This is a genomic window from Pseudomonas sp. LABIM340, from assembly GCF_040017195.2.
GTDB lineage: Bacteria > Pseudomonadota > Gammaproteobacteria > Pseudomonadales > Pseudomonadaceae > Pseudomonas.
This window is the reverse complement of the sequence record NZ_CM200227.1, coordinates 903,086-928,132: the sequence shown is the minus strand read 5'-3', so window position 1 is coordinate 928,132 and position 25,047 is coordinate 903,086. Positions and strand designations below refer to the sequence as shown.

24 protein-coding genes are annotated in these 25,047 nt (G+C 66.8%); 16 read left to right on the top strand and 8 right to left on the bottom strand.

Annotation, left to right across the window (positions count from 1 at the left end; genetic code table 11):
- Positions 1-8: 8 nt before the first annotated feature.
- Complete coding sequence (locus ABKS89_RS04555) at positions 9-1,193, bottom strand: efflux RND transporter periplasmic adaptor subunit (protein WP_138212136.1); 1,185 nt, start codon at positions 1,191-1,193, stop codon at positions 9-11.
- A gap of 156 nt (positions 1,194-1,349) precedes the next feature.
- On the opposite strand from ABKS89_RS04555, the gene ABKS89_RS04550 reads away from it, so the two are divergent.
- A complete protein-coding gene (locus ABKS89_RS04550) occupies positions 1,350-1,982 on the top strand; it encodes a TetR family transcriptional regulator (RefSeq protein WP_045217146.1) in 633 nt (210 codons plus the stop codon).
- Between the two features lie 36 nt (positions 1,983-2,018).
- On the opposite strand, the gene ABKS89_RS04545 is transcribed toward ABKS89_RS04550, so the two are convergent.
- Positions 2,019-2,216, bottom strand: coding sequence for a heavy-metal-associated domain-containing protein (locus ABKS89_RS04545; RefSeq protein ID WP_081517296.1), 198 nt, complete (start codon positions 2,214-2,216; stop codon positions 2,019-2,021).
- Positions 2,217-2,369: 153 nt separating this feature from the next.
- Between ABKS89_RS04545 and ABKS89_RS04540 the strand changes: the two genes are divergently transcribed.
- The 5 genes from ABKS89_RS04540 to ABKS89_RS04520 all read left to right on the top strand — a co-directional run bounded on the left by ABKS89_RS04540 (position 2,370) and on the right by ABKS89_RS04520 (position 6,486).
- The gene (locus ABKS89_RS04540) at positions 2,370-2,852 is read left to right on the top strand and encodes a hypothetical protein (protein ID WP_138212135.1); all 483 of its coding nucleotides are present in this window, start codon (positions 2,370-2,372) and stop codon (positions 2,850-2,852) included.
- A 105-nt stretch (positions 2,853-2,957) separates the two neighbouring features.
- On the top strand, positions 2,958-5,363 hold the full coding sequence (locus ABKS89_RS04535; RefSeq protein ID WP_138212134.1) for a heavy metal translocating P-type ATPase: 2,406 nt from the start codon (positions 2,958-2,960) through the stop codon (positions 5,361-5,363).
- 51 nt (positions 5,364-5,414) lie between these two features.
- Positions 5,415-5,816 carry a Cu(I)-responsive transcriptional regulator gene (gene cueR / locus ABKS89_RS04530; RefSeq protein WP_081517293.1) on the top strand — a complete coding sequence of 134 codons (402 nt, stop codon included), beginning with the start codon at positions 5,415-5,417 and terminating at the stop codon, positions 5,814-5,816.
- A 92-nt stretch (positions 5,817-5,908) separates the two neighbouring features.
- A complete protein-coding gene (locus tag ABKS89_RS04525; RefSeq protein ID WP_348588153.1) occupies positions 5,909-6,163 on the top strand; it encodes a type II toxin-antitoxin system HicA family toxin in 255 nt (84 codons plus the stop codon).
- Positions 6,160-6,486, top strand: coding sequence for a type II toxin-antitoxin system HicB family antitoxin (locus ABKS89_RS04520; RefSeq protein WP_348588154.1), 327 nt, complete (start codon positions 6,160-6,162; stop codon positions 6,484-6,486). Before ABKS89_RS04525 ends, ABKS89_RS04520 begins: the two co-directional genes overlap by 4 nt.
- 10 nt (positions 6,487-6,496) lie before the next feature.
- Here the strand turns inward: ABKS89_RS04520 and ABKS89_RS04515 are convergent, their stop codons facing one another.
- From ABKS89_RS04515 to ABKS89_RS04495, 5 genes are all read right to left on the bottom strand, one after another.
- A complete protein-coding gene (locus tag ABKS89_RS04515; RefSeq protein WP_348588155.1) occupies positions 6,497-7,381 on the bottom strand; it encodes an EamA family transporter in 885 nt (294 codons plus the stop codon).
- A gap of 247 nt (positions 7,382-7,628) precedes the next feature.
- On the bottom strand, positions 7,629-8,180 hold the full coding sequence (locus ABKS89_RS04510) for a nucleotidyltransferase family protein (RefSeq protein WP_348588157.1): 552 nt from the start codon (positions 8,178-8,180) through the stop codon (positions 7,629-7,631).
- Positions 8,181-8,185: 5 nt separating this feature from the next.
- A complete protein-coding gene (locus ABKS89_RS04505; RefSeq protein ID WP_045217128.1) occupies positions 8,186-9,082 on the bottom strand; it encodes a PA4780 family RIO1-like protein kinase in 897 nt (298 codons plus the stop codon).
- Positions 9,083-9,154: 72 nt separating this feature from the next.
- The gene (locus tag ABKS89_RS04500) at positions 9,155-10,336 is read right to left on the bottom strand and encodes an HD domain-containing phosphohydrolase (protein ID WP_348588158.1); all 1,182 of its coding nucleotides are present in this window, start codon (positions 10,334-10,336) and stop codon (positions 9,155-9,157) included.
- A 101-nt stretch (positions 10,337-10,437) separates the two neighbouring features.
- A complete protein-coding gene (locus tag ABKS89_RS04495) occupies positions 10,438-12,789 on the bottom strand; it encodes an ATP-binding protein (protein WP_348588159.1) in 2,352 nt (783 codons plus the stop codon).
- A gap of 135 nt (positions 12,790-12,924) precedes the next feature.
- On the opposite strand from ABKS89_RS04495, the gene ada reads away from it, so the two are divergent.
- Complete coding sequence (ada, locus tag ABKS89_RS04490; RefSeq protein ID WP_348588160.1) at positions 12,925-14,013, top strand: bifunctional DNA-binding transcriptional regulator/O6-methylguanine-DNA methyltransferase Ada; 1,089 nt, start codon at positions 12,925-12,927, stop codon at positions 14,011-14,013.
- Here the strand turns inward: ada and ABKS89_RS04485 are convergent.
- Positions 13,957-14,550 (bottom strand): MFS transporter permease, encoded by a 594-nt coding sequence (locus tag ABKS89_RS04485; RefSeq protein WP_348588161.1) that lies wholly within the window; start codon positions 14,548-14,550, stop codon positions 13,957-13,959. The genes ada and ABKS89_RS04485 overlap by 57 nt on opposite strands.
- 143 nt (positions 14,551-14,693) lie before the next feature.
- Between ABKS89_RS04485 and ABKS89_RS04480 the strand changes: the two genes are divergently transcribed.
- From ABKS89_RS04480 to ABKS89_RS04440, 9 genes are all read left to right on the top strand, one after another.
- Positions 14,694-15,308 carry a phosphatase PAP2 family protein gene (locus ABKS89_RS04480; protein WP_348588162.1) on the top strand — a complete coding sequence of 205 codons (615 nt, stop codon included), beginning with the start codon at positions 14,694-14,696 and terminating at the stop codon, positions 15,306-15,308.
- Positions 15,309-15,546: 238 nt separating this feature from the next.
- Entirely contained in the window at positions 15,547-16,455 is a 909-nt protein-coding gene (locus tag ABKS89_RS04475) for a glutamate/aspartate ABC transporter substrate-binding protein (RefSeq protein WP_045217115.1), read from the top strand.
- A gap of 194 nt (positions 16,456-16,649) precedes the next feature.
- Positions 16,650-17,396: an amino acid ABC transporter permease gene (locus tag ABKS89_RS04470; RefSeq protein WP_081517282.1), complete on the top strand. Its 747-nt coding sequence runs from the start codon at positions 16,650-16,652 to the stop codon at positions 17,394-17,396.
- Positions 17,393-18,061: an amino acid ABC transporter permease gene (locus ABKS89_RS04465; RefSeq protein ID WP_138212125.1), complete on the top strand. Its 669-nt coding sequence runs from the start codon at positions 17,393-17,395 to the stop codon at positions 18,059-18,061. Before ABKS89_RS04470 ends, ABKS89_RS04465 begins: the two co-directional genes overlap by 4 nt.
- Positions 18,058-18,792 (top strand): amino acid ABC transporter ATP-binding protein, encoded by a 735-nt coding sequence (locus ABKS89_RS04460; RefSeq protein ID WP_348588163.1) that lies wholly within the window; start codon positions 18,058-18,060, stop codon positions 18,790-18,792. The genes ABKS89_RS04465 and ABKS89_RS04460 overlap by 4 nt, the downstream gene beginning before the upstream one ends.
- 113 nt (positions 18,793-18,905) lie before the next feature.
- Positions 18,906-20,579 (top strand): gamma-glutamyltransferase, encoded by a 1,674-nt coding sequence (gene ggt, locus ABKS89_RS04455; protein WP_348588164.1) that lies wholly within the window; start codon positions 18,906-18,908, stop codon positions 20,577-20,579.
- A gap of 80 nt (positions 20,580-20,659) precedes the next feature.
- Positions 20,660-22,552, top strand: a complete 1,893-nt coding sequence (locus ABKS89_RS04450) for a sensor histidine kinase (protein WP_138212922.1) — start codon at positions 20,660-20,662, stop codon at positions 22,550-22,552.
- Complete coding sequence (gene aauR / locus ABKS89_RS04445) at positions 22,549-23,883, top strand: two-component response regulator AauR (RefSeq protein WP_138212122.1); 1,335 nt, start codon at positions 22,549-22,551, stop codon at positions 23,881-23,883. The genes ABKS89_RS04450 and aauR overlap by 4 nt, the downstream gene beginning before the upstream one ends.
- A 240-nt stretch (positions 23,884-24,123) precedes the next feature.
- Complete coding sequence (locus ABKS89_RS04440; protein ID WP_138212121.1) at positions 24,124-24,573, top strand: hypothetical protein; 450 nt, start codon at positions 24,124-24,126, stop codon at positions 24,571-24,573.
- Positions 24,574-25,047: the final 474 nt, after the last annotated feature.

Genomic DNA, 25,047 nt, shown 5'->3' with positions numbered 1-25,047 from the left:
GGCGCTCCTCAGGACTGGGACGAAGCAGTTTTGGCTGCAGATTCCTGCGCGCCACCTTCCACAGCCTTGACCGGCTGGTCGGGGCGCACCTTGAGCAGCCCGTCGACTATCACCCGGTCACCGTCATCCACCCCGGCATCGATGATCCAGCGGCCGTCCACGGTCTTGGTCGTGGTCACCTGGCGCACGCGGGCGAAGCCGTCCTTGTCCACCACGTAGACGAAGGTGCCGCGCGGCCCCTGGGCCAGCGCACGCTCGGGCAGGGTCACGGCGTTGCTCTGGGTGATGCCGGTGATCAGGATGCGCACGAACTGGCCGGGGATCAGCAGGTTATGCGGGTTGGGCACCACGGCGCGGGCGTTCACGGTGCCGGTGCCGGTGTTGACGAAGCTGTCGGTGAAGTCGACGACGCCCTCGATGGGGTACTTGCTGCCGTCGCCGAAGCGCAGCTCGGCGGTCAGCTTGCCGTCCTTGGGCAGGATGTAGCGGCCGCTTTTCACCCCGTCGTTCATCTGCGTCGCCTGGGTGTCGGGGTAGGCGAAGTTGACGTACACCGGATCGAGCTGGGTGAGCTTGGTCAGCAGGCTGGAGTTCGGGTCGCTGGCCACCACCAGGCTGCCTTCGGAGCGCACTTCCTTGCTCGCCATGCCGGAGATCGGCGCGGTCACCGTGGTGTAGTTGAGGTCGATCTGCTTGGCCTGGACGGTGGCGCGGGCGGCCTCGACGTCGGCCTTGGCCTGTTCGAAATCGGAGGTGTAGCGGTCCAGTTCGCTTTCGCTGGCGAAGCCCTTGGCCTGCAGTTCGCGAATCCGCTTGAGATCACGCTCGGTCTGCCGGTAGCGCGCCTGGGTCTGCGCCAGCGAACCCTTGGCCTGGCCCAGCGCGGCCTGGTAGGGGCGCGGATCGATGCGGAACAGCACCTGGCCTTCCTTCACCGGCCGGCCTTCCTCATAGGTGCGACGCTGCAGGATGCCGCTGACCTGGGCGCGCACTTCCACTTCGCGGTAGCCGGCGGTCCGCGCGGCGTATTCGAAGGTCAGCGGCACCGGAGCGCTCTTGGCCACTTCGACCGTCACTGCCGGGGGCGGAGGCGCTGCCGTAGCCGGTTTGTCCTCGGCCTGGGCCCAGGCAGCGAACAGAACTGGCAACCCAACGACAGCAAGCGCGACGGGCAAACGACGGGCAAACGGCATGTAACCTCTCCATGGAAATGACTGACGGCGGAACCCCAAAAGGACGACGACTGTGTGACTTTTACCTACGCCAGTGTCTGTAAAGCACTGTTAGCGCAATAAAATCAGTAAACTGCCTGTCACCCAGTGATCCTAGCCTGTATACCACCAAGCGCCATGCGAAGAACTAAAGAAGATTCGGAACGAACCCGTCAGACGATTCTCGACTCGGCTGAAGGCCTTTTCTTTGCGAAAGGCGTCTCAAATACGAGCCTGGAAGAGATCGCGCGCGCCGCAGGCGTCACCCGCGGAGCGGTGTACTGGCACTTCCAGAACAAGGCGCACCTATTCAACGACATGCTCAACCAGGTCCGCCTGCCGCCCGAGCAACTGGCGCAGCGGCTGTCCGGCTGCGACGGTCACGACCCGATCGAATCGCTGTTCCAGCTCAGCGTGGAAGTGGTCGAGAACCTCGCCCGCGATGAGCAGCGCCGACGCATCCTCACCATCCTCCTGCAGCGCTGCGAGTTCACCGATGAACTGCGCGACGCCGAGGAGCGCCACAACCAGTTCGTCCGGCAGTTCATCGAGCTTTGCGAGCAGTTGTTCAACCGCGAGGATTGCCGCACTCGACTGATGCCCGGCGTGACGCCCAAGATTGCCTCGCGCGCGGTGCACGCGATGATCTTCGGCCTGCTCAGCGACTGGCTGCGCGACCCGGCCCTGTTCGACCCGCTGCAGGAAACCCGCGAACTGTTCGACGCCGTGTTCCGTGGCCTGGTGCGCGACTGGCACCCGGCACAGGCGTGAGGGCCGGCAGAACGCCGGCCCGGAAGGGTTGAATCCTCAGGCCGCCTCGGCCTCGTAGCCTTCCTCGCGGATCGCCGCGAGGATCGCGGGTTCGTCCAGCCGGCTGGCGACGCGGACTTCACCGGCGCCCAGGTCGACCTGCACGTCCGCCGCCGCGTCCAGCGCCTGCACCGCCTGGGTGATGGCCCGCACGCAGTGGCCGCAGCTCATGCCTTTGACATTGAAGGTATGCATGGAATCTCTCCTCTGATGGATTGAAGCGTTGGGTGCAGTCTCAACCTTGCCACCGTGGCAAGGTCAAGCCTCTCGCGTTGCACTCGCCCTGGACTTGTCCTACGTCAGCCTCTCAGCCAAGCTGCGGAAGTAGCTGACTCGTCGGAGAACGCCATGCGCCGTTCCCTTTTAATCGCCGCCGGCTTCGCCGCCGCCCTGCCCTTCGCCGGCCTGCCTTCGAGTGCCTGGGCCGATGGCATGCCCGAGGAACCCTCGGCGCCACCCGCGCCCACCTCCCCGGCCATGCCGCCACCGAGCACACCTGGCTCCTGGCCGGTGCCCGACGCCCAGCCGGTGGCCTATGCCGTGCTGATCGTCAGCCGCGAACGGCTGGATACCGGCACCGCCTGCGACATCGACCTGTACGTGCAGGATGAAAAAGTCTCGCGCCTGCAGCCCGAAGGCGAAATCGCCCTCAACCTGCCGCCGGGCGAAGTTTCCCTGCGCCTGCAGACCGCCAACTCCGGGCTCTGCCGCAGCGGCATCCAGCCGCTTCGCGCCCAGTCCGTGCAACTGCACGCCGGCGAAGTGCGCAAGTTCCGCATCGCCAACAGCGAGAGCGGGCTGTATCTCATGCCGGTCTCCAGCGGCAGCTGACGATCCGCTCAGCGGTCTGACCTGCGACAAAGTGGCAGCGAACGAGGGTTGACCTTGCCCTCGTGTCAAGGTTGATGCTATCGGGGAACTTCAGGGAGAAGCCCCATGAACAGCGCCAACCCCATCGAACTCGACCTGCCCGTCTCCGGGATGACCTGCGCCAGTTGCGCAGGCCGGGTCGAGCGCGCCCTGCGCAAAGTACCCGGCGTGCAGGAAGCCAGCGTCAACCTCGCCAGCGAGCAGGCCCGCGTGCAGCTTGCCGCGCCGTCCAGCGGCGATACCCTGCCGGCGCTGGTCGCCGCTGTCGAACAGGCCGGCTACCAGGTACCGGCCCACAGCCTGGAACTGGCCATCGAAGGCATGACCTGCGCCAGCTGCGTCGGCCGCGTCGAACGCGCCCTGAACAAGGTTCCCGGCGTGCGCTCGGCCAGCGTCAACCTGGCCAGCGAGCGCGCCCACGTCGAGCTGCTCGGCGCGGTGGATACTGGCGTGCTGATCGCCGCCGTCGACAAGGCCGGCTACAAGGCCCGCCCCATCGAACCCGACCGGCCCGCCGTGGATCCGGCCGTGGCCCGCCTGGCGCGCGAACGCTGGTGGTTGGCCGCCGCCATCCTGCTGTCGCTGCCGCTGGTGCTGCCGATGGTGGGCGACTGGTTCGGCCAGCACTGGATGCTGCCGGCCTGGGCGCAATTCCTCCTCGCCACGCCCGTGCAATTCCTCATTGGCGCACGCTTCTATGTGTCCGCGTACAAGGCCGTGCGCGCCCGCAGCGGCAACATGGACCTGCTGGTTGCCCTCGGCACCAGTGCCGGCTACGGCCTGAGCCTGTACCTCTGGTATGCCGCGGCTCCCGGGCAGATGCCGCACCTGTACTTCGAAGCCAGCGCCGTGGTCATCACCCTGATCCTGCTCGGCAAGTACCTGGAAAGCCGCGCCAAGCGCCAGACCGCCGCCGCCATCCGCGCCCTCGAGGCCCTGCGCCCGGAGCGCGCCACCCGTGTGCGTGACGGCATCGAAGAAGACGTCGCCATCGCCGAACTGCGCCTGGGTGACGAAGTGCTGGTACGCCCCGGCGAACGTTTCCCGGTGGACGGTGAAGTCCTGGCCGGGCAGAGCCACGCCGACGAAGCCCTGATCACCGGCGAAAGCCTGCCGGTGCCCAAGGACGCCGGCGACCCGGTCACCGGCGGCGCGATCAACGGCGAAGGCGTGCTGCGTGTGAAGACCACCGCGCTGGGCGGCGAAACCGTGCTGGCCAGGATCATCCGTCTGGTGGAAGACGCCCAGGCGGCCAAGGCGCCGATCCAGAAGCTGGTGGACAAGGTCAGCAACGTGTTCGTCCCGGTGGTGATCGGCATCGCCCTCGTCACCCTGGTCGGCTGGCTGATCGCCGGCGCCGGCTGGGAACAGGCACTGATCAACGCCGTGGCCGTGCTGGTCATCGCCTGCCCCTGCGCCCTCGGCCTCGCCACCCCGACCGCGATCATGGCCGGCACCGGCGTGGCGGCCAAACACGGCATCCTGATCAAGGACGCCGAGGCGCTGGAAGTCGCCCACGCGGTGACCGCCGTGGCCTTCGACAAGACTGGCACCCTCACCTCCGGCCAGCCGCGCATCACCAACCTCGCGGCGGACGGCGACGAGACTGAAGCCCTCGCCCTGGCCGGCGCACTGCAACGCGGCAGCGAACACCCGCTGGCCCGCGCCGTGCTCGACGCCTGCGCCGAACGCAGCCTGAACCCCGCTGCTGCCGAGGCTACCCAGGCCCTGACCGGGCGCGGTATTCAAGGCCGCATCGGCGGTCGCCTGCTGGCCCTGGGCAACCGCCGCATGCTCGACGAAGCCCAGCTGCAGCCTGGCGCGCTGGTCGAGTCAGCCCGGCAATGGGAAGCCGAAGGCCGCACCCTGTCCTGGCTCATCGAGCGCGAACCGCAGGCACGGGTGATCGCCCTGTTCGCCTTCGGCGACAGCCTCAAGGAAGGCGCGAAGACCGCCATCGACGCCCTGCGCGAGCGCGGCATCGCCAGCCACCTGATCACCGGCGACAACCGTGGCAGCGCCAAGGTCGTGGCCGACGCCCTGGGCCTGGACGACGTGCACGCCGAGGTGTTGCCCGGCGACAAGGCTGCCGTGGTCGGCGCGCTGCGCCAGCAAGGCAAGGTCGTGGCGATGGTCGGCGACGGCATCAACGACGCCCCGGCACTGGCCGCGGCAGACGTGGGCATCGCCATGGGTGGCGGCACCGACGTCGCCATGCACGCCGCCGGCATCACCCTGATGCGCGGCGATCCACGCCTGGTACCGGCGGCGCTGGATATCTCCCGGCGCACTTACGCAAAGATCCGCCAGAACCTGTTCTGGGCCTTCATCTACAACCTGGTGGGCATCCCGCTGGCCGCCTTCGGCCTGCTCAACCCCATGGTCGCCGGCGCGGCGATGGCCGCCTCCAGCGTCAGCGTGGTGAGCAACGCCCTGCTGCTCAAGCGCTGGAAACCCCGCGATCACCAATAAGCCCCGCGCCCCCGCCCGAACGGCGGGGGTGTTCGTTCAGGAGACATCGGCATGAACATCGGCGAAGCGGCGAAGAAGAGCGGCCTGACCGCGAAGATGATCCGCTACTACGAATCCACCGGCCTGCTCGCCCCCGCCGGCCGCAGCGCCAGCGGCTACCGCCACTACAGCGAGCAGGACCTGCACACCCTGGCGTTCATCCGCCGCTCGCGGGACTTCGGCTTCTCGCTGGAAGAGGTCGGCCAACTGCTCGCCCTCTGGCAGGACCGCGCCCGCGCCAGCGCCGACGTGAAGGCCCTGGCCGCCCGACACATCGACGAACTCAACCGCAAGATCGCCGAACTCAGCAGCCTGCGCGACACCCTGCAGGAGCTGAGCGACCACTGCCAGGGCGACCACCGCCCGGACTGCCCGATCCTCAAGGACCTGGAGTCGGGGAATTGCTGTCACTGAGGACTATTCACGCGGCCCTTGGCGATATGTCCGACAGCTGGCTCACGGCATCGATTGGTAGCATAATCTGATACCAACCACCGGAGCACAGGATGAATGCCCGGCACCGCAGGACGCTGGAGCTGATCTTCGCCCTCCCCGTCCCGGCCTCACTGGAATGGCTACGCATCGAGTCGCTGCTGATCGCGCTCGGCGCGCAGGTGATCGAGGGCAATGGCTCGCGGGTGCGCTTCGAGCTGAATGGCACAATCGCCACCTTCCATCGCCCGCATCCGGCCAAGGAAGCCAAGCCCTATCAGGTGCGCGATGCGCGCGCCTTGCTCGAACAGGCAGGAATCCACCCATGACTCCCATGAAATACCAGGGCTACGCCGCCCGGATCGAATACAGCGACGATGACGGGCTGTTCATCGGCCATATCGCCGGAATCCGCGATGTGATTGGCTTCCACGGCGAATCGGTCAGCGAGTTGCGCGTGGCATTCGAAGAGGCGGTGGACGACTACCTGGCGACCTGCGAGAAGCTCGGTCGCGAACCGCAACGGCCCTTCTCCGGCAAGCTCAGCTTGCGCCTGGACCCGCAACTGCACGCGCAGGTAGCGATCAAGGCGGAGCTGAGCAATCAAAGCATCAACCAGTGGGTAGTGGACCGCCTCGGCGAGGCTGTCTGACTCATCCGCCTTATGCGCTGGCCACCGCGCGGCGGCGCCACAGCGAAGCCGGCAGTACCGTCACGGCAAGACCGAGGAACACCAGCACGCAAGCCATCCAGTCCTGGGTGGTGAGGTCTTCGCCAAGGAACAGCCAGCCCGACAGCAGGCCCGACACCGGTACCGCCAGGGCGAAAGGTGTGACCTGGCTGGCCGGATAGCGGCGCAGCAGGACGCTCCACAGGCCGAAACCGACGGTGGTGGCGAGGAAGGCGATGTAGAGCAGCGCACCTGTCCCGCCCCAGCTGATATTCAGCACGGCGTGCTCGATGGCCTCCTGGCCTTCGAAGATCCACGACAGCAGCAGTAGCGGCAACGGCGGGATCAGGCTGACCCAGCTGATCAGGCGCAGCATGTCGCTGGCGCCGGAGCGCTTGGTGGCGATGTTGGAGAAGGCCCACGCCAGCGCGGCGGCGATCACCAGCAGGAAGGCCACCAGGCTGTCGCCCAGGGGGCGCTCAAGGCCGATCAGCAACAGGCCGCCGGCGGCCAGCGCCAGGCCGATGAGGGCGCGCGGGCTGGGACGCTCGCCGAGGAAGGCGGCGGCGATCAGCACGGTGAAGAACACCTGGCTCTGCAGCACCAGCGACGACAGCCCGGCGGGCATACCGATGTGCATGCCGACGAACAGCAGGCCGAACTTGACCACGCCCAGCAGTACGCCGATCTGCACGATGCGCCAGAACGGCGCCGGCAGCGGGCCGCGCAGGAAGATCAGCGGCAGCGCCGCCAGGGCGAAGCGCAGGGCGCAGAACAGCAGCGGCGGGAAGTCGTGCAGCCCGACCTTGATCACGACGAAGTTGACGCCCCAGATCAGGGTGACCAATAGGGCGAGGAGAACGTGGCGGAGGGGCATGGCAGAGCGCTCGGGGTGGGATCAGGCAAAACTAACAGCCCACGCCTGAAATGTATGGATACAGTTGCGGGCTTACAGTTTTTTCGCAGGACCAGACGGGAATCCAACCCAGGCCAAAGCAGGAACCGTGCGTAGGATGGTGTGGAGCGAAGCGATACCCATCAATCCCGGGAAACCATCAGCATGGGTATCGCTGCGCTCCACCCATCCTACGCAGAGCGGGCCGGGGATATCCGCGAGCAGGTCCTCACAGGGGTTCGATACGCAGCTTCGGCCAACGCGCCGGCCAGTTCTTGGCGGCGAGGCGCTCGCGGTAGAAGTGCGGCTTGGCACGGAAGTGCTCGGTGGGCCGGACCCGCAGCGCCCAGAGGTCGTCGATCCCCAGCGGCGCGAGCAGCTCGAGGGCATCACCCCGCAGGCGCAGCGCTACCGCCGTGCAGACCTCCGGCCAGCGGCACATGGCATCGGCGCAATCGCCGTAGGGCGCATCGCCATTGCGCAGGTGCATCCGCGCCTGGTTGCGCACCGACCAGGGCGCGTCCGCGCAAACCTCCAACAACCGACGCTCCCAGGCATAGTCCGCCTCGGGCTCCAGGTTGCCGGCGGCGAAATACAGCACGTCGATATCGCTGAGCGGCGTGGGTTCGCGGTAACCGTGCAAGGCGTCCCACACTGCGTTACGCACGAAACCGGCAGCGACCCAGGCGCCTCGCGGGCCGTGATCGCGCACCACGCGCAGCAGGTGCAGGCGTTCAGGTTGCCCGGCGATCAGCGCGAGAAGCTCCGACTCGCCGGGCAATGGGCTCAGGCCTGCTCCCACGGCGGGGGCGGCGGCTCATCGCGTTGCTGCGGAGCGTCCTGAGCGGCACGGCCGGCTTCGCGGCGTTCCTGCTCACGCATGGCTTCGGCGATTTCACGCAGTACCGAATCCACGTCCGCCTCGTCTTCCGGATCATCGAAGTGCCCGGTCAGCGGGGTGTCCGGCTGCAACTTGCCGTCCTCGTAGAGGGCCCACATTTCCTTGGCGTAGTGGGTGTATTTGAGCTCTGGGGCGAAGCGGCCGAAGTAGGCGGCCATGTTGCCCACGTCGCGCTCAAGCATGCGGAAGGCGTGGTTGTTGCCGGCGGCATCCACGGCCTGCGGCAGGTCGATGATCACCGGGCCGTCCGGGCCGACCAGCACGTTGAATTCCGACAGGTCGCCGTGCACGAGGCCCGCGCAGAGCATCATGACGATCTGGCGGATGAGGAATTCGTGGAAGTCGCGGGCCAGCTCGGGCTCCATCACCACGTCGTTCAGACGCGGCGCGGCGTCGCCCTCTTCGTCGGCGACCATCTCCATCAGCAGCACGCCGTCGAGGAAATCATACGGTTTGGGTACGCGTACCCCGGCGTTGGCCAGGCGGAACAGCGCAGCCACCTCGGCGTTCTGCCAGGCGTCTTCCTGCTCCTTGCGGCCGTACTTGGTGCCCTTGGCCATGGCGCGGGCCTGGCGGCTGTTACGCACCTTGCGGCCTTCCTGGTACTCGGCGGCCTGGCGGAAGCTGCGCTTGTTGGCTTCCTTGTAGACCTTGGCGCAGCGCAGCTCGGCGCCGCAGCGCACCACGTAGACCGCTGCTTCCTTGCCGCTCATCAGCGGGCGCAATACTTCATCGATCAGGCCGTCTTCGATCAACGGCTCCAGGCGTTTCGGGGTTTTCATCAGGCTTCCTGGCGTACCTCTCTGGGGCGCTGCGCTCCTTATACGGCAATCCTCGACAACCGCCCAGCGCGATCAGGGTTCAGGCGGCGTCAGCTCGATGCTTTCCACCACCGCGTCTTCCAGCCGCTGCAATTCCAGCCCCAGCGCTTCGTCGCTGTCGGCGTAGCGCTGGGCGATGTTGGCGAAGCCTTCGGCGACCTCGCTGAAAGCCTCGGCCACGCGCGGGTCGAACTGCTTGCCGGCGCCCGCCTTGATGCGCCCGGCGGCATCCTCCGGGGTCAGCGAGGTGCGGTAGGCGTGGCGGCAGGTGAGTTCGTCATAGCAGTCGATCAGCGAGAGCATCCGCGCGCCCAGGGGAATCTGCTCGCCGGCCAGCCCCTCGGGGAAGCCGCTGCCGTCCCAGTGTTCGTGGTGGCTGTAGGCGATTTCCTTAGCGAAACGCAGGAATTCCGCCGGCGACCCCAGCTTGCGCTCGGCCGCCGCCAGGGCGTCGCGGCCGACGGTGGTGTGGCTTTCCAGGATCAGCCGGTCGGCCTCTTCCAACTGGCCGGGGCTGTGCAGGATGCGGTCGGGCACGGCGACCTTGCCGATGTCGTGCAACTGCGCCGAGCGCACCAGCAACTCGATGTTCTCCACCGACAGCTCGGCAGCGAACTCGTTGTGCAGGGACAGCGAGCTGCCCAGCAGGCGCATGTAATGTTCGATGCGCACCAGGTGGTTGCTGTGGGGGTTGTCGCGCAGGTCGCAGAGGGTCGCCATGGCTTCCAGGGTGGCGTCCTGGATGGCCTGCAGCTCGCGAGCGCGACGGCGTACCTCCAGCTCCAGGTACTCGCTCTTGTCGCGCAGGAAGTCGGCGTTGGACTTCAGGTTCAGGTGCGCGCGGATGCGCGCCAGGGTCACCGGCGGGCTGATCGGCTTGGTCAGGTAGTCCACCGCGCCCAGGTCCAGGCCCTTCTGCTCATCGGCGGCGCTGACCATGCCGGTGAGGAAGATCACCGGGATGTCGCGGGTCAGCGGGTCGGCCTTGAGCTGGCGGCAGACTTCGTAGCCGTCCATCTCCGGCATCATGATGTCGAGCAGCACCAGGTCCGGGCGCGGGTCGCTCTGCATCAGGCGCAGTGCCTTCGGCCCGCTGGAGGCGACGCGCACCTGATAGCGGTCCATGAGCAGCTCGCTCATGAGCATCAGGTTGTCGGGCTGATCGTCCACCACCAGGATCATCTCCTGCTCCGGCCGGTCCAGCATGCTATCCATCGCAACTCCTCGCATCGGTCAGATTCGTGACATGCCATGGGTGATCGGACCACGGCCCTGTCCGCGTGTTCCTGTCGCACCTTTCCTGTCTATCCACCCCGTCAGATCCGGATGTCGCGCTCCCTCGCGAGATTCACCAGACTTTCCAGGGCCCGCTCGAACTCGAAACGCCGCACGCTCGTGGCAATGCCTTCGTAGCCCTCATTGAAGACGCTGCGCAGCAGGCTTGCACGTTCGCCGAGCAACCGTCCGGCGCGCGGGTCGTCCGCCGCCAGCAGGTGCGCCAGGCGCCGGCAGACCTGCTCGACTTCGGCGACGTTGCCGCTCTCCAGCAGCGCCGGAGCGGCCGCGGCCGCCGGCAGCAGGGGCACCGGCAGCGGTTCGTGGCTGATGTTCTGCAGGCTCAGGCTGACCGAGTCATCCACCCGGCCCATGGGCAGCCGGCACCAGAACAGGCTGCCGCGGTTCGGCTCGCTTTCCACCCCGACGCTGCCGCCCATCGCCTCCGCCAGTTTCTTGCAGATCGCCAGGCCCAGGCCGGAGCCGCCATAACGGCGGGTGATGGAGCTGTCCGCCTGCTGGAAGGATTCGAACAGGCGCTCCTGCTGCGGCTCGGTGATGCCGATGCCGGTGTCGCGGAAGGCGAAGTAGAGCTGCAGGCTGTCTTCGTCCTCGTCTTCCAGGCGGACGATCAGCACCACCTCGCCCTGCTCGGTGAACTTCAGCGCATTGTTGCCGTAGTTCATCAGGATCTGTCGCAGGCGCAGCGAATCGCCCACCACCTGGGCAGGCACCCGTGGGTCGATCTCGCAGCGCACCGCCAGGCCCTTGCTCGCCGCGCGGATATTGAACAGGTCGAACAACTCGCCGAGCAGGCGCTCCAGGTCGAAGTCGATGTGCTCGAACTCCAGCTTGCCGGCCTCCACGCGGGACAGGTCGAGGATGTCGCTGATCAGTTCCAGCAGGTACTGGCCCGAGCCCTGGATCTTGCCCAGGTAGTCCACCTGCTGCGGGTCCAGGGTGGTTTCCTGGAGCAGGTGCGCCAGGCCGATGATGATATTCAGCGGCGTGCGGATCTCATGGCTCATGTTGGCCAGGAAGTCGCTCTTGAGCTGCGCGGCCTCCTCGGCCAGGTCGCGGGCCTCGGCCAGCGCCAGCTCGGTGGACTTGCGCGCGGTGACGTCACGGCTGACGCCGACCAGGCCGAGCAGCCGGCCCTGGTCGTCGTGAAAAGCGCTGCGCAGGGTATCGAAGAGCACCCGCCGGCCATCGGGATAGACCACCCAGCCTTCACTGGCGTAGGGCTCGCGCTCGGTCAGCGCCTGGCGGTCGCGCTCCTGGCGGCCGGTGCCGGCGGCTCGGCTGAACATCTGCTGGTCGCTGCGCCCGACTATGTCCTCCGGCGCGCGCCCCAGGCAGTCAGCGAACGCCTGGTTGACCCCCAGGTAGCGGCCCTGGGTGTCCTTGAACCAGATCGGATCGGGGATCGAGTTGATCAGCGCCAGCAGCGTGCTGCGCTGGCGCCGTTCCTCCGCCTCGGCACGGGCGCGCTCGGCCACCTGGATCGACAGCCGGCGGTTCCACACCAGCACGAAGGTCAGCAGGGCGAGGAAACCCACCACCCACGGCCAGGCGATCTGCAGCAGGTTCATCCAGTCGAAGACATCCAGCGACGGCAGCCAGCGCGCCTGGATCGCCTCCTGCTCGTTGCGGGTGATATTGCCAAGCGCGCGGTCCAGCAGCGGCACCAGCGGTTCCAGCGCCTTGCGCGTGGCGAAGCGCACCTGGCTGTTGCCCAGCCCGCTGTCGCCGCGCACCTCCATGTTGGAAAGGCTGAGCTGCTCGATCAGGAAGGTGGTGGTGATGAGGTTGCCGACGTAGGCATCGGCGCGCCCGGTGGAGACCGCCTTGAGCGCGCTGGGGGAATCTTCTACCAGCACGAAGTCGATCCCCGGCACCGCCTTGGTCAGCAGTTCATGGACGGCATAGCCCTGCTCCACGGCCACGCGGCGGCCGGACAGGTCGTCCAGCGTGCGGATGGTGCTGTCGCGCCGGGCGAAGATCAGGCTGCTGGTGGTGACGTAGGGCTGGGTGAAACTCAGGAAATGCTGGCGCTCCTCGGTAGCCGCCATGGACGGCAACAGGTCCACCTCGCCGGCCTTCACCGCTGCCAATACCTCTTCCCAGGTGTTGTAGAGCACCGGCTGGACCTTCATCCCCAGGCGCTCGGACAGCAACTGCAGGTAATCGGCGCTGATGCCGTGGAACTGGTCGAACTCGTCGATCACCTCGAACGGCGGCCAGCCGGCGCGGAACAGGCCGACGCGGATCGGCTCGTGGGCTGAGATGAAAGCTCGCTCCTGCTCGCTCAGCGCCAGGCTCGCGGCACGGGTCTGGGCGCTCAGCGCGAGGAGCAGCAGAAGGCAGCACAGGCAGAATCGGCGCAAGGACATGGGGTCTTCTTCAGGGAATACCCAGCAAGCGTAGCCCCTGCCGCCGCGCTTCGAGTTTGAAAACGCGATGCGGATTGCTGCACTTCGTGTCGGGACGGACAATCGCCCCAACGGCCATTGCCCCGGAGAGCTGCCATGACGACCACCCGACTTGACCCCGAGCGCTGCTGGCAGGCGGTCTGCGAGCGCGATGAGCGCTACGAAGGGCGCTTCGTCTTCAGCGTGCGCTCCACCGGCGTCTACTGCCGGCCGAACTGCCCGGCGCGCCGGCCATCAAGGGAGAACGTGGCCTTCCACGCTGCCCCCGAAGCGGCCGAAGCCGCCGGCTTCCGCCCCTGCAAGCGTTGTTCGCCGCGCGGCCCGAGCCCGCGCGAACAACTGGATGCGCTGGTCGCCGCGGCCTGCGAGCTGCTCGACAAGGCCGAGAAGCCGCTGACGCTGGAGGAGCTGGCCGGGCGCATCGGTCTGTCCGCCTCGCACCTGGCCCGCGCCTTCAAGGCCCGCACCGGCCTCACGCCACGTGCCTGGGCGGATTCCCGCCGCGAGCAGCGCCTGGCCGCTGCCTTGCCGCAAGCGCGCTCGGTGCTCGACGCCGCGCTGGAGGCCGGCTACTCCGGCACCCGCGCCCTGTATGAAAGCGCCACACCGCTGAGCCCCGCGCAACGCCGGCAGAAAGGCGCCGGCGAGCGCCTGCGCTACGCCATCGCGCCCTGTCCGCTCGGGCTGGTGCTGCTGGCAGCCACCGACAAGGGCGTGTGCGCCCTGCTCTTCGCTGACGATGCGAGCGAACTGGAGCGCCAGCTGGCCGAGCGCTTCAGCGCCGCCGAACGCAGCCGCGACGACGCCGGCCTGGGCGACTGGCTGCGCGAAGTGATCACCCAGCTGGAAGAGCCCGAACAGGCTGCCCACCTGCCGCTGGACCTGCACGGCAGCGCCTTCCAGCTGCGCGTCTGGCGCGCCCTCACGCGCATTCCCAGCGGCGAGACGCGGCGCTACGGCGAGCTGGCCGAGCAGTTGGGCACCCATCCGCGCGCCATCGCCCGCGCCTGCGCCAGCAATAATGTCGGCCTGCTGGTGCCCTGCCACCGCGTGGTCGGCGGCACTGGCGAAGGGGGTTATCGCTGGGGCCTGCCGCGCAAGCGCGAACTGCTGCGCCGCGAAGGCGGCTCAGGCGACGCCCGCGAACTCCGCCACCGAGCCGATCACGATCAGCACCCAGAGTAGGCCGCCAAGGATCAGGAACGGCACGTTGTAGCGGGTGATCGAGGCATTGCCCTGGCCCAGCGGATCACCGCTGGCCTCATTGGCGCGGCGCTGGATGTTCGTCAGCGGAATGAGCGGCACAAGGCCCAGGATGATGAACGGCAGGCTGTAGTGGCTGAGCTCGGGAATGCGACTGGTCAGCTTGTCGGCGACATTGGAGACGATCAGCAGCACGACCGCCCAGGTGGCATCGCTGCTGTAGCTCCAGCCTTGGCGCTGCACCTCGGGCAAGGCTTCGTGCACGCGCCGGGCGAGGGAGTGGATATAGAAGATCATGAACAGGCTGCGCAGCGGCGGGTTGATCTTGCCCGGCATGTGCGGCTTCTGGATCGACCAGTGCTTGTACATCCAGTACAGGTTGAACAGCCCCAGCGTCGCCACGTAGAGCACGATCATCTTGGTGATGGAGATGACGAAGAATCGATTGGCCTGCTCGGCGCCGGTACGCTCCTCGACCAGCGGGGCTTCCGGGGCGCGGTAGGGGTTTTCCATTTCCATGGCGGGCATTCCTTTGGGCTGAAGGCGACATTGTGGGCCAGCACCCGGATCACGGCCAAGGGGCACATCCTGTCGCCTGGCGACCGGTGCCGGCACCGGCCTGTGCTACCGTTGCCAGCCTTCGTCCCACCATCCGACGCCCCATGACCTTCTGGCCCCTGATCACCCGCCTAGGCGACAGCTCCCTGCTGGCGCCGGCCGCCGTGTTCGTCTTCTGCTGGCTGCTGTACCGCCGCGAGACCGCCAAGGCCGGGCTGTGGGCGATGCTGTTCGGTTTCTCGACCGCGCTGGTGGTGGTTTCGAAGCTGGCCTTCATGGGCTGGGGAATCGGAATTCCGAACCTCAACTTCACCGGCATCTCCGGCCACAGCATGATGGCCGGCGCCGTGCTGCCAACCCTGGCTGCGCAGCTGTTCAGCTCGCGGCGCGCCGGCCTCGTCGCGGCGGGGGTGGCGGCGCTGATCGCCGTGCTGGTGGGCCTCTCGCGACTGGCGATCAACGTGCACTCGCCGGCCGAAGTCTACGCCGGCCTGGCGCTGGGCCTGGGCACCAGCGCGGCCTTCCTCGGCGCCACGCGCATCCACCTGCCGGCCTTCCAGCCCGCGCTTCTGCTGCTGGTCATCGCGCTGGGGCTGGGCCAGGCGGTCACCGGCGTGCGCGCCCCGACGCACCAGTTGCTGGAGCGCATCGCCGCGCACCTGGCCGATCGCGACCAGCCGTATCAGCGCGGCCAGTGGGCCGGCCAGCCGGACGTCTGAGCGGGCGATTCGTTCGGATTTCCGAACGAGAATTCCACGAATATCCGGATGACCGAACGAGGCGTCGCTTCGTCACGGTCGTGAAATCAAAATTAATCCTTATAATTCAATCAGTTACCAGAAACGCAAAAGCTTGGCACGGAGCCTGCTCTGCTCCACCTCGAACATGCGACCGGCCTGGAGTGAGCCTCGTCGGCGCAGGACTGAATAACAAACACAACCAGTCGAGGTAGTCTCCATGCGTTTCGCACCCCGTGCGTTGGGCGTCGCCATTGTCGCGGCCCTGCTCGCCACTCCCGTCGTCGCCGAAGAACTCACCGGTACCCTGAAGAAGATCAAGGACTCCGGCACCATCGTTCTCGGCCACCGTGACGCCTCCATTCCCTTCTCCTACCTCGGCAGCGATCCGCGTCAGCCGGAAGGTTATTCCCACGACCTGCAGATCAAGGTCGTCGAAGCCCTGAAGAAAGAGCTGAACGTTCCCGACCTCAAGGTCCGCTACAACCTGGTGACCTCCCAGACCCGTATCCCGCTGGTGCAGAACGGCACCGTGGACATCGAGTGCGGCTCCACCACCAACAACCTCGAGCGCCAGAAGCAGGTCGACTTCTCCGTCGGAATCTTCGAGGTCGGCACCCGCCTGCTGACCAAGACCAGCTCGGGCATCAACGACTTCCCGGACCTCAAGGGCAAGAACGTGGTGACCACCGCCGGCACCACCTCCGAGCGCCTGCTCAAGCAGATGAACGCCGACCAGAAGATGGGCATGAACATCATCTCGGCCAAGGACCATGGCGAGTCCTTCCTGATGCTCGAGTCCGGCCGCGCCGTGGCCTTCATGATGGACGACGCGCTGCTCTACGGCGAAATGGCCAAGGCCAAGAAGCCCGACGACTGGCACGTGGTCGGCAAGCCGCAGTCCTACGAGATCTACGCGTGCATGGTTCGCAAGGGCGACGCACCGTTCAAGAAGGTCGTCGACAAGGCCATCTCCGACACCTTCGCCTCGGGTGAGGTCAACAAGATCTACGACAAGTGGTTCATGCAGCCCATCCCGCCGAAGAACCTGAACCTCAACTTCCCGATGAGTGATGAGCTCAAGAAGCTGATCGCCAATCCGACCGACAAGTCTGCCGAGCAGATGTAACGGTCGCGCGCGGCTGCGCCCACAAGGCGTAGCCACGCGGGGGATCGGGAGCGCACGCCAGCGCTCCCGAGCCCACTACTCCTGATGACGATGCCGGAACACCCGCTACCCGCGGGTGGCGGGCGGCCTTGCGCCCGCGTCCGGCCCCGTAGCGTACCAAGCAACCGTGCAAAGCAATCGAGGGGAAACCCGTCATGGATTACAACTGGGACTGGGGCGTGTTCTTCAAGTCCACCGGGATTGGCGACGAACGCTACCTGGACTGGTACATCACCGGCCTGGGCTGGACCATCGCCGTCTCGCTCGCGGCCTGGGTCATCGCCCTGGCGCTCGGCTCGCTGCTGGGCGTGATGCGCACCCTGCCCAACCGCTGGTTGTCGGGCATCGCCACGGCCTACGTGGAGCTGTTCCGCAACGTGCCACTGCTGGTGCAGCTGTTCCTCTGGTACTTCTTCGTACCGGACTACCTGCCGCAGCCGATCCAGGACTGGTTCAAGCTGGGCATCGCCCCGGAAACCTCGGCCTTCATCAGCGTCGTCGTGTGCCTGGGCCTGTTCACCGCCGCGCGGGTCTGCGAACAGGTGCGCACCGGCATCCAGGCGCTGCCCAAGGGCCAGCTCGCCGCCGCCAGCGCCGTCGGTTTCCGCCTGCCGTCGATCTACCGCCACGTGCTGTTGCCGCAGGCCTTCCGGATCATCATTCCGCCGCTGACCTCGGAATTCCTCAACGTCTTCAAGAACTCCTCGGTGGCCTCGCTGATCGGCCTGATGGAGCTGCTGGCGCAGACCAAGCAGACCGCCGAATTCAGCGCCAACCTGTTCGAGGCCTTCACCCTCGCCACCGCGATCTACTTCACCCTGAACATGAGCCTGATGCTGATCATGCGCTTCGTCGAGCGCAAGGTAGCGGTGCCGGGCCTGATCTCCGTGGGAGGTAAATGATGGACTTCAGTCAGATCGTCCCCGCCCTCCCCGGCCTCTGGGAAGGCATGCTCACCACCCTGCAACTGATGGTGCTGGGCGTGCTGGGCGGCGTGGTGCTGGGCACCATCCTCGCGCTGATGCGGCTGTCGAGCAGCAAGCTGCTGTCGAACATCGCCGGCTTCTACGTGAACTACTTCCGCTCGATCCCGCTGCTGCTGGTGATCACCTGGTTCTACTTCGCGGTGCCGTTCATCCTGCGCTGGATCACCGGCCAGGACACCCCCGTGGGCGCGTTCACCTCGTGCCTGGTGGCCTTCATGATGTTCGAGGCGGCGTACTACTGCGAGATCGTCCGCGCCGGCATCCAGGCCATCCCCAAGGGCCAGATCGGCGCCTCCTACGCGCTGGGCATGACCTACGGCCAGTCCATGCGCCTGATCATCCTGCCCCAGGCATTCCGCAAGATGACCCCGCTGCTGCTGCAGCAGAGCATCATCCTGTTCCAGGACACCTCGCTGGTCTACAGCGTCGGCCTGATGGACTTCCTCAACGCCGCCCGTTCCCGTGGCGACATCATCGGCCAGCCCCATGAGTTCCTGATCTTCGCCGGACTCGTCTACTTCGTCATCAGCTTCGCCGCGTCCTTCGGCGTGAAGCGCCTGCAGAAAAGGTTAACCGTATGATCTCCATCGATAACGTCAGCAAGTGGTACGGCGACTTCCAGGTGCTCACCGACTGCAACACCAAGGTGTCCAAGGGTGAAGTGGTGGTGGTCTGCGGGCCGTCCGGCTCGGGCAAGTCGACCCTGATCAAGTGCGTCAACGCGCTGGAGCCCTTCCAGAAGGGCGACATCACCGTCGACGGCACCTCCATCGCCAGCCCGAAGACCGACCTGCCAAAACTGCGCTCGCGGGTCGGCATGGTGTTCCAGCACTTCGAGCTGTTCCCGCACCTGACCATCACCGAGAACCTCACCATCGCCCAGCGCAAGGTGCTGGGGCGGAGCAAGGAAGAGGCGCTGGACAAGGGCATGAAGCTGCTCGACCGCGTCGGCCTCAAGGCCCATGCGCACAAGCACCCCGGCCAGCTCTCCGGTGGCCAGCAGCAGCGCGTGGCGATCGCCCGCGCGCTGGCCATGGACCCGATCGTCATGCTGTTCGACGAACCGACCTCGGCGCTCGACCCGGAGATGGTCAACGAGGTGCTCGACGTGATGGTCCAGCTCGCCCACGAAGGCATGACCATGATGTGCGTGACCCACGAGATGGGCTTCGCGCGCAAGGTCGCCGACCGGGTGATATTCATGGACCGCGGGCAGATCGTCGAGGACTGCCCGAAGGAGGAATTCTTCGGCGACCTGCAGAACCGTGCCGAGCGCACCCAGCAGTTCCTCGCCAAGATCCTGCCGCACTGAGCCATTCGTTCTGGATCAGCCGCTCTGAGCCTGCTTTACCGTTCCACCCGAAGGCCCCGGTTCACCGGGGCGTTCAACCTCACCGCAAGCACAAGAATAAATAAGGAAGTTCCATGCGCGTGTTCCACTTCAGCAAACTGCCCCTGGGCGTCGCGATCCTCGCGGCGAGTTCTTCGGTATTCGCCGTCACCCTCGACGGCGGCGCGGTCGCCTCCCCCGACCAGTACGGCGCGAAGGTCGCCGCCGAGATTCTCAAGAAAGGCGGCAACGCCGTCGACGCCGCGGTCGCCACCGCCTTCACCCTCGCGGTCACCTACCCCGAAGCCGGCAACATCGGCGGCGGCGGCTTCATGACCCTGTACGTCGACGGCAAGCCGTACTTCCTCGACTACCGCGAGATCGCCCCCAAGGCGGCGACCAAGACCATGTACCTGAACGAGAAAGGCGAGGTAATCGAGAACCTCAGCCTGGTCGGCGCCAAGGCCGCCGGCGTGCCGGGTACCGTGATGGGTCTGTGGGAAGCGCACAAGCGCTTCGGCAAACTGAAGTGGAGCGAGTTGCTGACCCCGGCCATCGGCTACGCGCAGAGCGGCTTCCGGGTCGCCGACCAGCAGTACCAGTACCGCCAGGACGCCATCGCGCTGTTCAACGGCAAGACCAACTTCGGCGACTACTTCGGCACCATGAAGCCGGGCGAGACCTTCAAGCAGCCCGAGCTGGCCAAGACCCTGGAGCGCATTGCCGACAAGGGCCCGGACGACTTCTACAAGGGCGAGACCGCCAAGCTGCTGGTCGCGCAGATGAAGCAGGACGGCGGCCTGGTCACCGCCGACGACCTCTCCACCTACGAAGCCAAGTGGCGCGAACCGATGCGCGTCGACTGGCAAGGCAACACCCTCTACACCGCGCCACTGCCCAGCTCCGGCGGTATCGCCCTGGCCCAGCTGATCGGCATCAAGGAACAGCGCGCCGCCGACTTCAAGGGCGTCGAGCTGAACTCCGCCAAGTACATCCACCTGCTCGCCGAAATCGAGAAGCGCGTGTTCGCTGACCGCGCCGACTACCTGGGCGACCCGCAGTTCTCCAAGGTGCCGGTGGCCCAGCTGACCGATGCAAAATACATCGCCAAGCGCGCCAAGGAAGTGAACCCGGACGCCATCTCGGCCACCGAGAAAGTCCGCCCCGGTCTTGAGCCGCACCAGACCACGCATTTCTCCATCGTCGACAAGGACGGCAACGCCGTCAGCAACACCTACACCCTCAACTGGGACTTCGGCAGCGGCGTGGTGGTCAAGGGCGCCGGCTTCCTGCTCAACGACGAGATGGACGACTTCAGCTCCAAGCCGGGCGTGGCCAACGCCTTCGGCGTAGTGGGCAGCGACGCCAACGCCATCGAGCCGGGCAAGCGCATGCTCTCCTCCATGAGCCCGAGCATCGTCACCCGCGACGGCCACGTCAGCCTGGTGCTAGGCACCCCCGGCGGCTCGCGGATCTTCACCTCGATCTTCCAGGTGCTGAACAACGTCTACGACTACAAGCTGCCCCTGGAAAAGGCAGTCGCCGCGCAGCGCGTGCACCACCAGCTGCTGCCCAAGGACACCATCTACTACGACGCATACGCGCCGCTCACCGGCAAGGTTGCCGACGAGCTCAAAGCCATGGGCTACACCCTGGAAGACCAGGGCTGGAACATGGGTGACATCCAGGCCATCCGTGTCAACGGCAAGGCTCTGGAAACCGCCTCCGATCCGCGCGGCCGCGGCATCGGCATGGTGGTCAAGCCCTAAGCCCCGGCGGACGCACCGTGTGGTACCCGAGCCAGTCCATCGCCGCCCCCCGGCGTTGGGCTGGTTCGGCCTCGGCGACTGTGCTGCAATGCGCTTCCAGCCCACTGCCGCCGCCGCTCACCGTGAAGCCACGCCTCGTGCGCAACTACCTGTTGCCCTTCCTGCTGCTCCTGCTCACCCTGGGCTTCGGCTATGGCGGCTACCTCATCAGCGAAGGCGCCGGCACCCGCACCCTGATCGAGACCGGCGAACGCCAGCTCGAACTGCACGCCCGTGGCGTGGAAAGCGAGATCAGCCGCTACACCTACCTGCCCAGCCTGCTGGAACTCGAAGGCAGCGTCAGCCGCCTGCTGGTGGACCCGACGCCGCTGCACCGCGACCGCGTCAACCATTACCTGGAAGGCCTCAACCGCCGCGCCGGCAGCCGCGCCGTGTACCTGCTGGACACCTCCGGCCGGGTGCTCGCCACCAGCAACTGGCAGGACGCCGACAGCTACCTGGGTGAAGACCTGTCCTTCCGCGCCTATTTCCAGGAAGCGGTGAACGGCCGCCCCGGACGCTTCTACGGCATCGGCAGCACCACCGGCGAGCCCGGTTACTACCTCGCCCACGGCCTCGTTCATGGCGGCAAGATCGTCGGCGTGGCAGTGGTCAAGGTGCGCATGGAATCCCTCGAAGAACGCTGGGAGAAGGCACGCCTGCAAGCCTTCGTCAGCGACGAGAACGGCATCATCATCCTCTCCAGCGACCCGGCCCTGCGCCTGAAGGCCGTGCGCCCGCTCAGCGACCAGGACAAGGAACGCCTCGCCCGCAGCCTGCAGTACTACTGGTGGGCGCTCAACGAATGGCAGCCGCTGGCGCGCAAACCTCTCGGTGAAGGCGTCGAGGAAATCAGCTTCCCACCCGGCGAGCACGCCGACAGCCACAAGCCGCTCAGCTACCTGATGCAGACGCGCAGCTTGAGCGACACGCCGTGGAACTTCACCCTGCTCACCCCGCTGGCCGACCTGCGCCGCGAAGCGCTGATGCACGGCGTGCTGGCCGCCGTCGGCTTCGCCCTGTTCGCCTTCCTGCTGATCGCCTGGAACGAGCGGCGCAAGGTCATCGCCACCCGCCTCGCCGCCCGTGAGGCACTGGAGCAGGCCAACAACGCCCTGGAACGGCGCATCGCCGACCGCACCGCCGACCTGCGCGCCAGCAACCAGCACCTGCGCGAGCAGATCCGCGAACGCCGGCAGGCCGAGGACACCCTGCGCAAGGCCCAGGACCGCCTGGTGCAGGCCGGCAAGCTGGCGGTGATCGGGCAGATGTCCACCAGCATCGCCCACGAACTCAACCAGCCGCTGGCTGCGCTGCGCACCCTGTCGAGCAACAGCGTGCGCTTCCTCGAACGCGGCAAGCTGGACGTCGCCAGCAGCAACCTGGAAGCCATCGCCGAAATGGTCGACCGCATGGGTCGCATCACCGCCAGCCTGCGCGCCTTCGCCCGGCGCGCCGACGACCACGGCCAGGCGACCCTGAGCAAGGCGGTGGACGCCGCCGTGATGGTGCTGCAGGGGCGACTCTCCGAAGTGCCGGTGACCCTGCACCGCGACTACCCCGACGCGCAGCTGGCCATCGACCAGACGCGCCTGGAACAGATCCTGGTCAACCTGATCGCCAACGCCCTCGACGCCATGGGCCCGCAAGCCGACCGCCAGCTCTGGCTGGAAGGCCGCAGCGAGGGCGACGGTCACTACCGCCTGGTAGTCCGCGACAACGGCCCCGGCATCCCGCAGGACCAACGCCAGCACCTGTTCGAACCCTTCTTCACCACCAAGCCCGGCGAACTCGGCCTGGGCCTGGGCCTGACCCTATCGGCCAGCCTCGCCACCGCCGCAGGCGGCAGCCTCGGCGTGGCCTACCCGGAGGCCGGCGGCACCGCCTTCGAGCTGAACCTGCCGCTGCTGCCCGCCATGGAGACACCCGCATGAGCGACCCATCCCTGCGTGTCCTGATCGTCGAGGACGACCCCCACGTGCGCCTCGGCTGCCAGCAGGCGCTAGCCCTGGAAGACATCGAGACCGACAGCGTGGGCAGCGCCGAGGAAGCGCTGAAGAAGGTCGGCGCCGACTTCCCCGGCATCGTCGTCAGCGACATCCGCATGCCCGGCATGGACGGCCTGCAATTGCTGGAGAAACTCAAGGAGCGTGACCCCAGCCTGCCGGTGGTGCTGATCACCGGCCACGGCGACATCGCCATGGCGGTCAAGGCCATGCGCGACGGCGCCTACGACTTCATGGAGAAACCCTTCTCCCCCGAGAAGCTGGTAGACACCGCGCGCCGCGCCCTTGCCCAGCGCGCGCTGACCCGCGAAGTCAGCCAGCTGCGGCGCCAGCTCGCCGGCAAACAGGCCCTGGAAAGCCGGCTGATCGGCCGCTCGCCGGCCATGCAGGCGCTGCGCGAACTGATCGCCAACGTCGCCGACACCTCCGCCAACGTGCTCATCGAAGGCGAGACCGGCACCGGCAAGGAGCTGGTCGCGCGCTGCCTGCACGACTCCAGCCGGCGCCAGCCCAAGCCCTTCGTCGCGCTCAACTGCGGCGGCCTGCCGGAAAGCCTGATCGACAGCGAAATCTTCGGCCACGAGGCCCACGCCTTCACCGGCGCCGGCAAGCGCCGGATCGGCAAGATCGAGCACGCCGACGGCGGCAGCCTGTTCCTCGACGAGATCGAGAGCATGCCGCTGAACCTGCAGATCAAACTGCTGCGCGTGCTGCAGGAACAGCAACTGGAGCGCCTGGGCTCCAACGAACTGATCCGCGTGGACTGCCGGGTGATCGCCGCGACCAAATCCGACCTCGCCGCCATGGGCCGCGAAGGCACCTTCCGCAGCGACCTCTACTACCGCCTCAACGTCATCACCCTGAACCTGCCGCCGCTGCGCGAGCGCCGCGAAGACATCCTGATGCTCTTCGAGCACTTCCTGCAGCAGTCCTCGCTGCGTTTCGACCGCCCGGCGCCGCCCATCGACAACGCCACCGCCGCCACCCTGATGGCCCACGACTGGCCGGGCAACGTACGCGAGTTGCGCAACGTCGCCGAACGCTTCGCCCTCGGCCTGCCGGTGCTGGCCGGCGGCAACCTCGGCCCGGACGCCGGCGAGCCGCGCTTCGCCGAGGCCGTGGAAGCCTTCGAGAAGAGCCTGCTGTCCACCGCCCTCGAACGCCACGCCGGCAACCTCAGCCAGGCCGCGCACGCACTGGGCATGGCCAAGACCACGCTGTTCGACAAGGTGAAGAAGTACGGTCTGAAAAGCGAATGAACGGCACCTGCTTCGCAAGTGCCTGACCTGTAGGAGCGGGCCACGCCCGCGATCGCGGACAAGGTCCGCGTCCACATGAATACACCTTGCTGACCGGGTAAATGGGCATTCTCCTGCAAGCGCGCCTACCGGCGCGTTCGCGGGCATGGCCCGCTCCTACACGAGCAGTTCCCATTGATCTGCGCCGCCCCGTCCCGGACACTATCGGCCTTTGAACCGGCCGCACGAGCGGGAGCCATCATGTCCACCCAAGCCGAAACCCTCTGGAACCAGCTCTGCGCCGACGCCGGCGTCGACCCGCAGCAGCGCATGGCCTCGCGCCAGGCCATCCTCGCCGACAGCAACGCGCTGGACGCCACCGTCTACCGCCCGGACGACAACGACCCGGATGCCGAAGAACTGGACATGGGCGACGCCAAGGTGCTCTTCCTCGGCCCCTTCGAAGCGCCCATCGAGTGGGACGCCGCCGAGCGCGAAGACTTCTTCGACGACGCCGACCCGGCGCTGTTCTTCAGCGTCCGCATCGAGTGCGAAGCACAGCCCGGCACCTCCGCCTTCTTCGTCCCGGAAGTGGGCGACTACCTGGCGGTGATGGACGGCGGCAAGATCCAGATGTACTTCCTCCACGACTGGCGCGAAGACGAAGACGGCTGCACCTGCGTGCTGATCCGCGACGATATCCAGCTCTGACCCCTTCCTGCCGCCGGCAGAATCGTAGGGCGGATAACGCTGACGCGTTACTCGCCCTACGGGGCAGCACGACCGTCGGCACCGGCATCACCCTGTAGGAGCGGGCCATGCCCGCGATCGCGCGCATGGCGCGCTCCTACAGGGGGCTTCGAAGTCGCCGGAAGCCTCGCTGCTGAGGCGAAGAAATCTTCCTACGTAAATGCGACTGCGTACTCAGGAGCTGTCCTGCACGGGCATCGGAATTCCCGGTAGGATCGCGCATTGCTGCGCCTGCACGGTCATCGATAAGGTTTCCCGGTCGCGACGGTTGTCGTGACCTGGGAGTGAGATCTCGGAGATCGATGAGGCTGCGGTAGTGCCATGGCTCAGAAGTGGGTGAACGTTGCTCACGAAGGGCGTTCCATGGTGGACCGTGCAGGGCGGGCGACGGCCCGACCGGTTGCCTGCATCCCGGTATCTCACCCCTGCACGGTC

Bases quoted from the DNA above. Each gene is read 5' to 3' on its own strand.
- ABKS89_RS04460 (WP_348588163.1), top strand. From the start codon at position 18,058: ATGATCTCCATCGATAACGTCAGCAAGTGGTACGGCGACTTCCAGGTG.
- ABKS89_RS04485 (WP_348588161.1), bottom strand. From the start codon at position 14,550: ATGGAAATGGAAAACCCCTACCGCGCCCCGGAAGCCCCGCTGGTCGAG.
- ABKS89_RS04515 (WP_348588155.1), bottom strand. From the start codon at position 7,381: ATGCCCCTCCGCCACGTTCTCCTCGCCCTATTGGTCACCCTGATCTGG.
- aauR (WP_138212122.1), top strand. From the start codon at position 22,549: ATGAGCGACCCATCCCTGCGTGTCCTGATCGTCGAGGACGACCCCCAC.
- ABKS89_RS04480 (WP_348588162.1), top strand. From the start codon at position 14,694: ATGACCTTCTGGCCCCTGATCACCCGCCTAGGCGACAGCTCCCTGCTG.
- ABKS89_RS04535 (WP_138212134.1), top strand. From the start codon at position 2,958: ATGAACAGCGCCAACCCCATCGAACTCGACCTGCCCGTCTCCGGGATG.
- ggt (WP_348588164.1), top strand. From the start codon at position 18,906: ATGCGCGTGTTCCACTTCAGCAAACTGCCCCTGGGCGTCGCGATCCTC.
- ABKS89_RS04505 (WP_045217128.1), bottom strand. From the start codon at position 9,082: ATGAAAACCCCGAAACGCCTGGAGCCGTTGATCGAAGACGGCCTGATC.
- ABKS89_RS04550 (WP_045217146.1), top strand. From the start codon at position 1,350: ATGCGAAGAACTAAAGAAGATTCGGAACGAACCCGTCAGACGATTCTC.
- ABKS89_RS04520 (WP_348588154.1), top strand. From the start codon at position 6,160: ATGACTCCCATGAAATACCAGGGCTACGCCGCCCGGATCGAATACAGC.
- ABKS89_RS04470 (WP_081517282.1), top strand. From the start codon at position 16,650: ATGGATTACAACTGGGACTGGGGCGTGTTCTTCAAGTCCACCGGGATT.
- ABKS89_RS04545 (WP_081517296.1), bottom strand. From the start codon at position 2,216: ATGCATACCTTCAATGTCAAAGGCATGAGCTGCGGCCACTGCGTGCGG.
- ada (WP_348588160.1), top strand. From the start codon at position 12,925: ATGACGACCACCCGACTTGACCCCGAGCGCTGCTGGCAGGCGGTCTGC.
- cueR (WP_081517293.1), top strand. From the start codon at position 5,415: ATGAACATCGGCGAAGCGGCGAAGAAGAGCGGCCTGACCGCGAAGATG.
- ABKS89_RS04475 (WP_045217115.1), top strand. From the start codon at position 15,547: ATGCGTTTCGCACCCCGTGCGTTGGGCGTCGCCATTGTCGCGGCCCTG.
- ABKS89_RS04525 (WP_348588153.1), top strand. From the start codon at position 5,909: ATGAATGCCCGGCACCGCAGGACGCTGGAGCTGATCTTCGCCCTCCCC.
- ABKS89_RS04495 (WP_348588159.1), bottom strand. From the start codon at position 12,789: ATGTCCTTGCGCCGATTCTGCCTGTGCTGCCTTCTGCTGCTCCTCGCG.
- ABKS89_RS04500 (WP_348588158.1), bottom strand. From the start codon at position 10,336: ATGGATAGCATGCTGGACCGGCCGGAGCAGGAGATGATCCTGGTGGTG.
- ABKS89_RS04465 (WP_138212125.1), top strand. From the start codon at position 17,393: ATGATGGACTTCAGTCAGATCGTCCCCGCCCTCCCCGGCCTCTGGGAA.
- ABKS89_RS04555 (WP_138212136.1), bottom strand. From the start codon at position 1,193: ATGCCGTTTGCCCGTCGTTTGCCCGTCGCGCTTGCTGTCGTTGGGTTG.
- ABKS89_RS04440 (WP_138212121.1), top strand. From the start codon at position 24,124: ATGTCCACCCAAGCCGAAACCCTCTGGAACCAGCTCTGCGCCGACGCC.
- ABKS89_RS04540 (WP_138212135.1), top strand. From the start codon at position 2,370: ATGCGCCGTTCCCTTTTAATCGCCGCCGGCTTCGCCGCCGCCCTGCCC.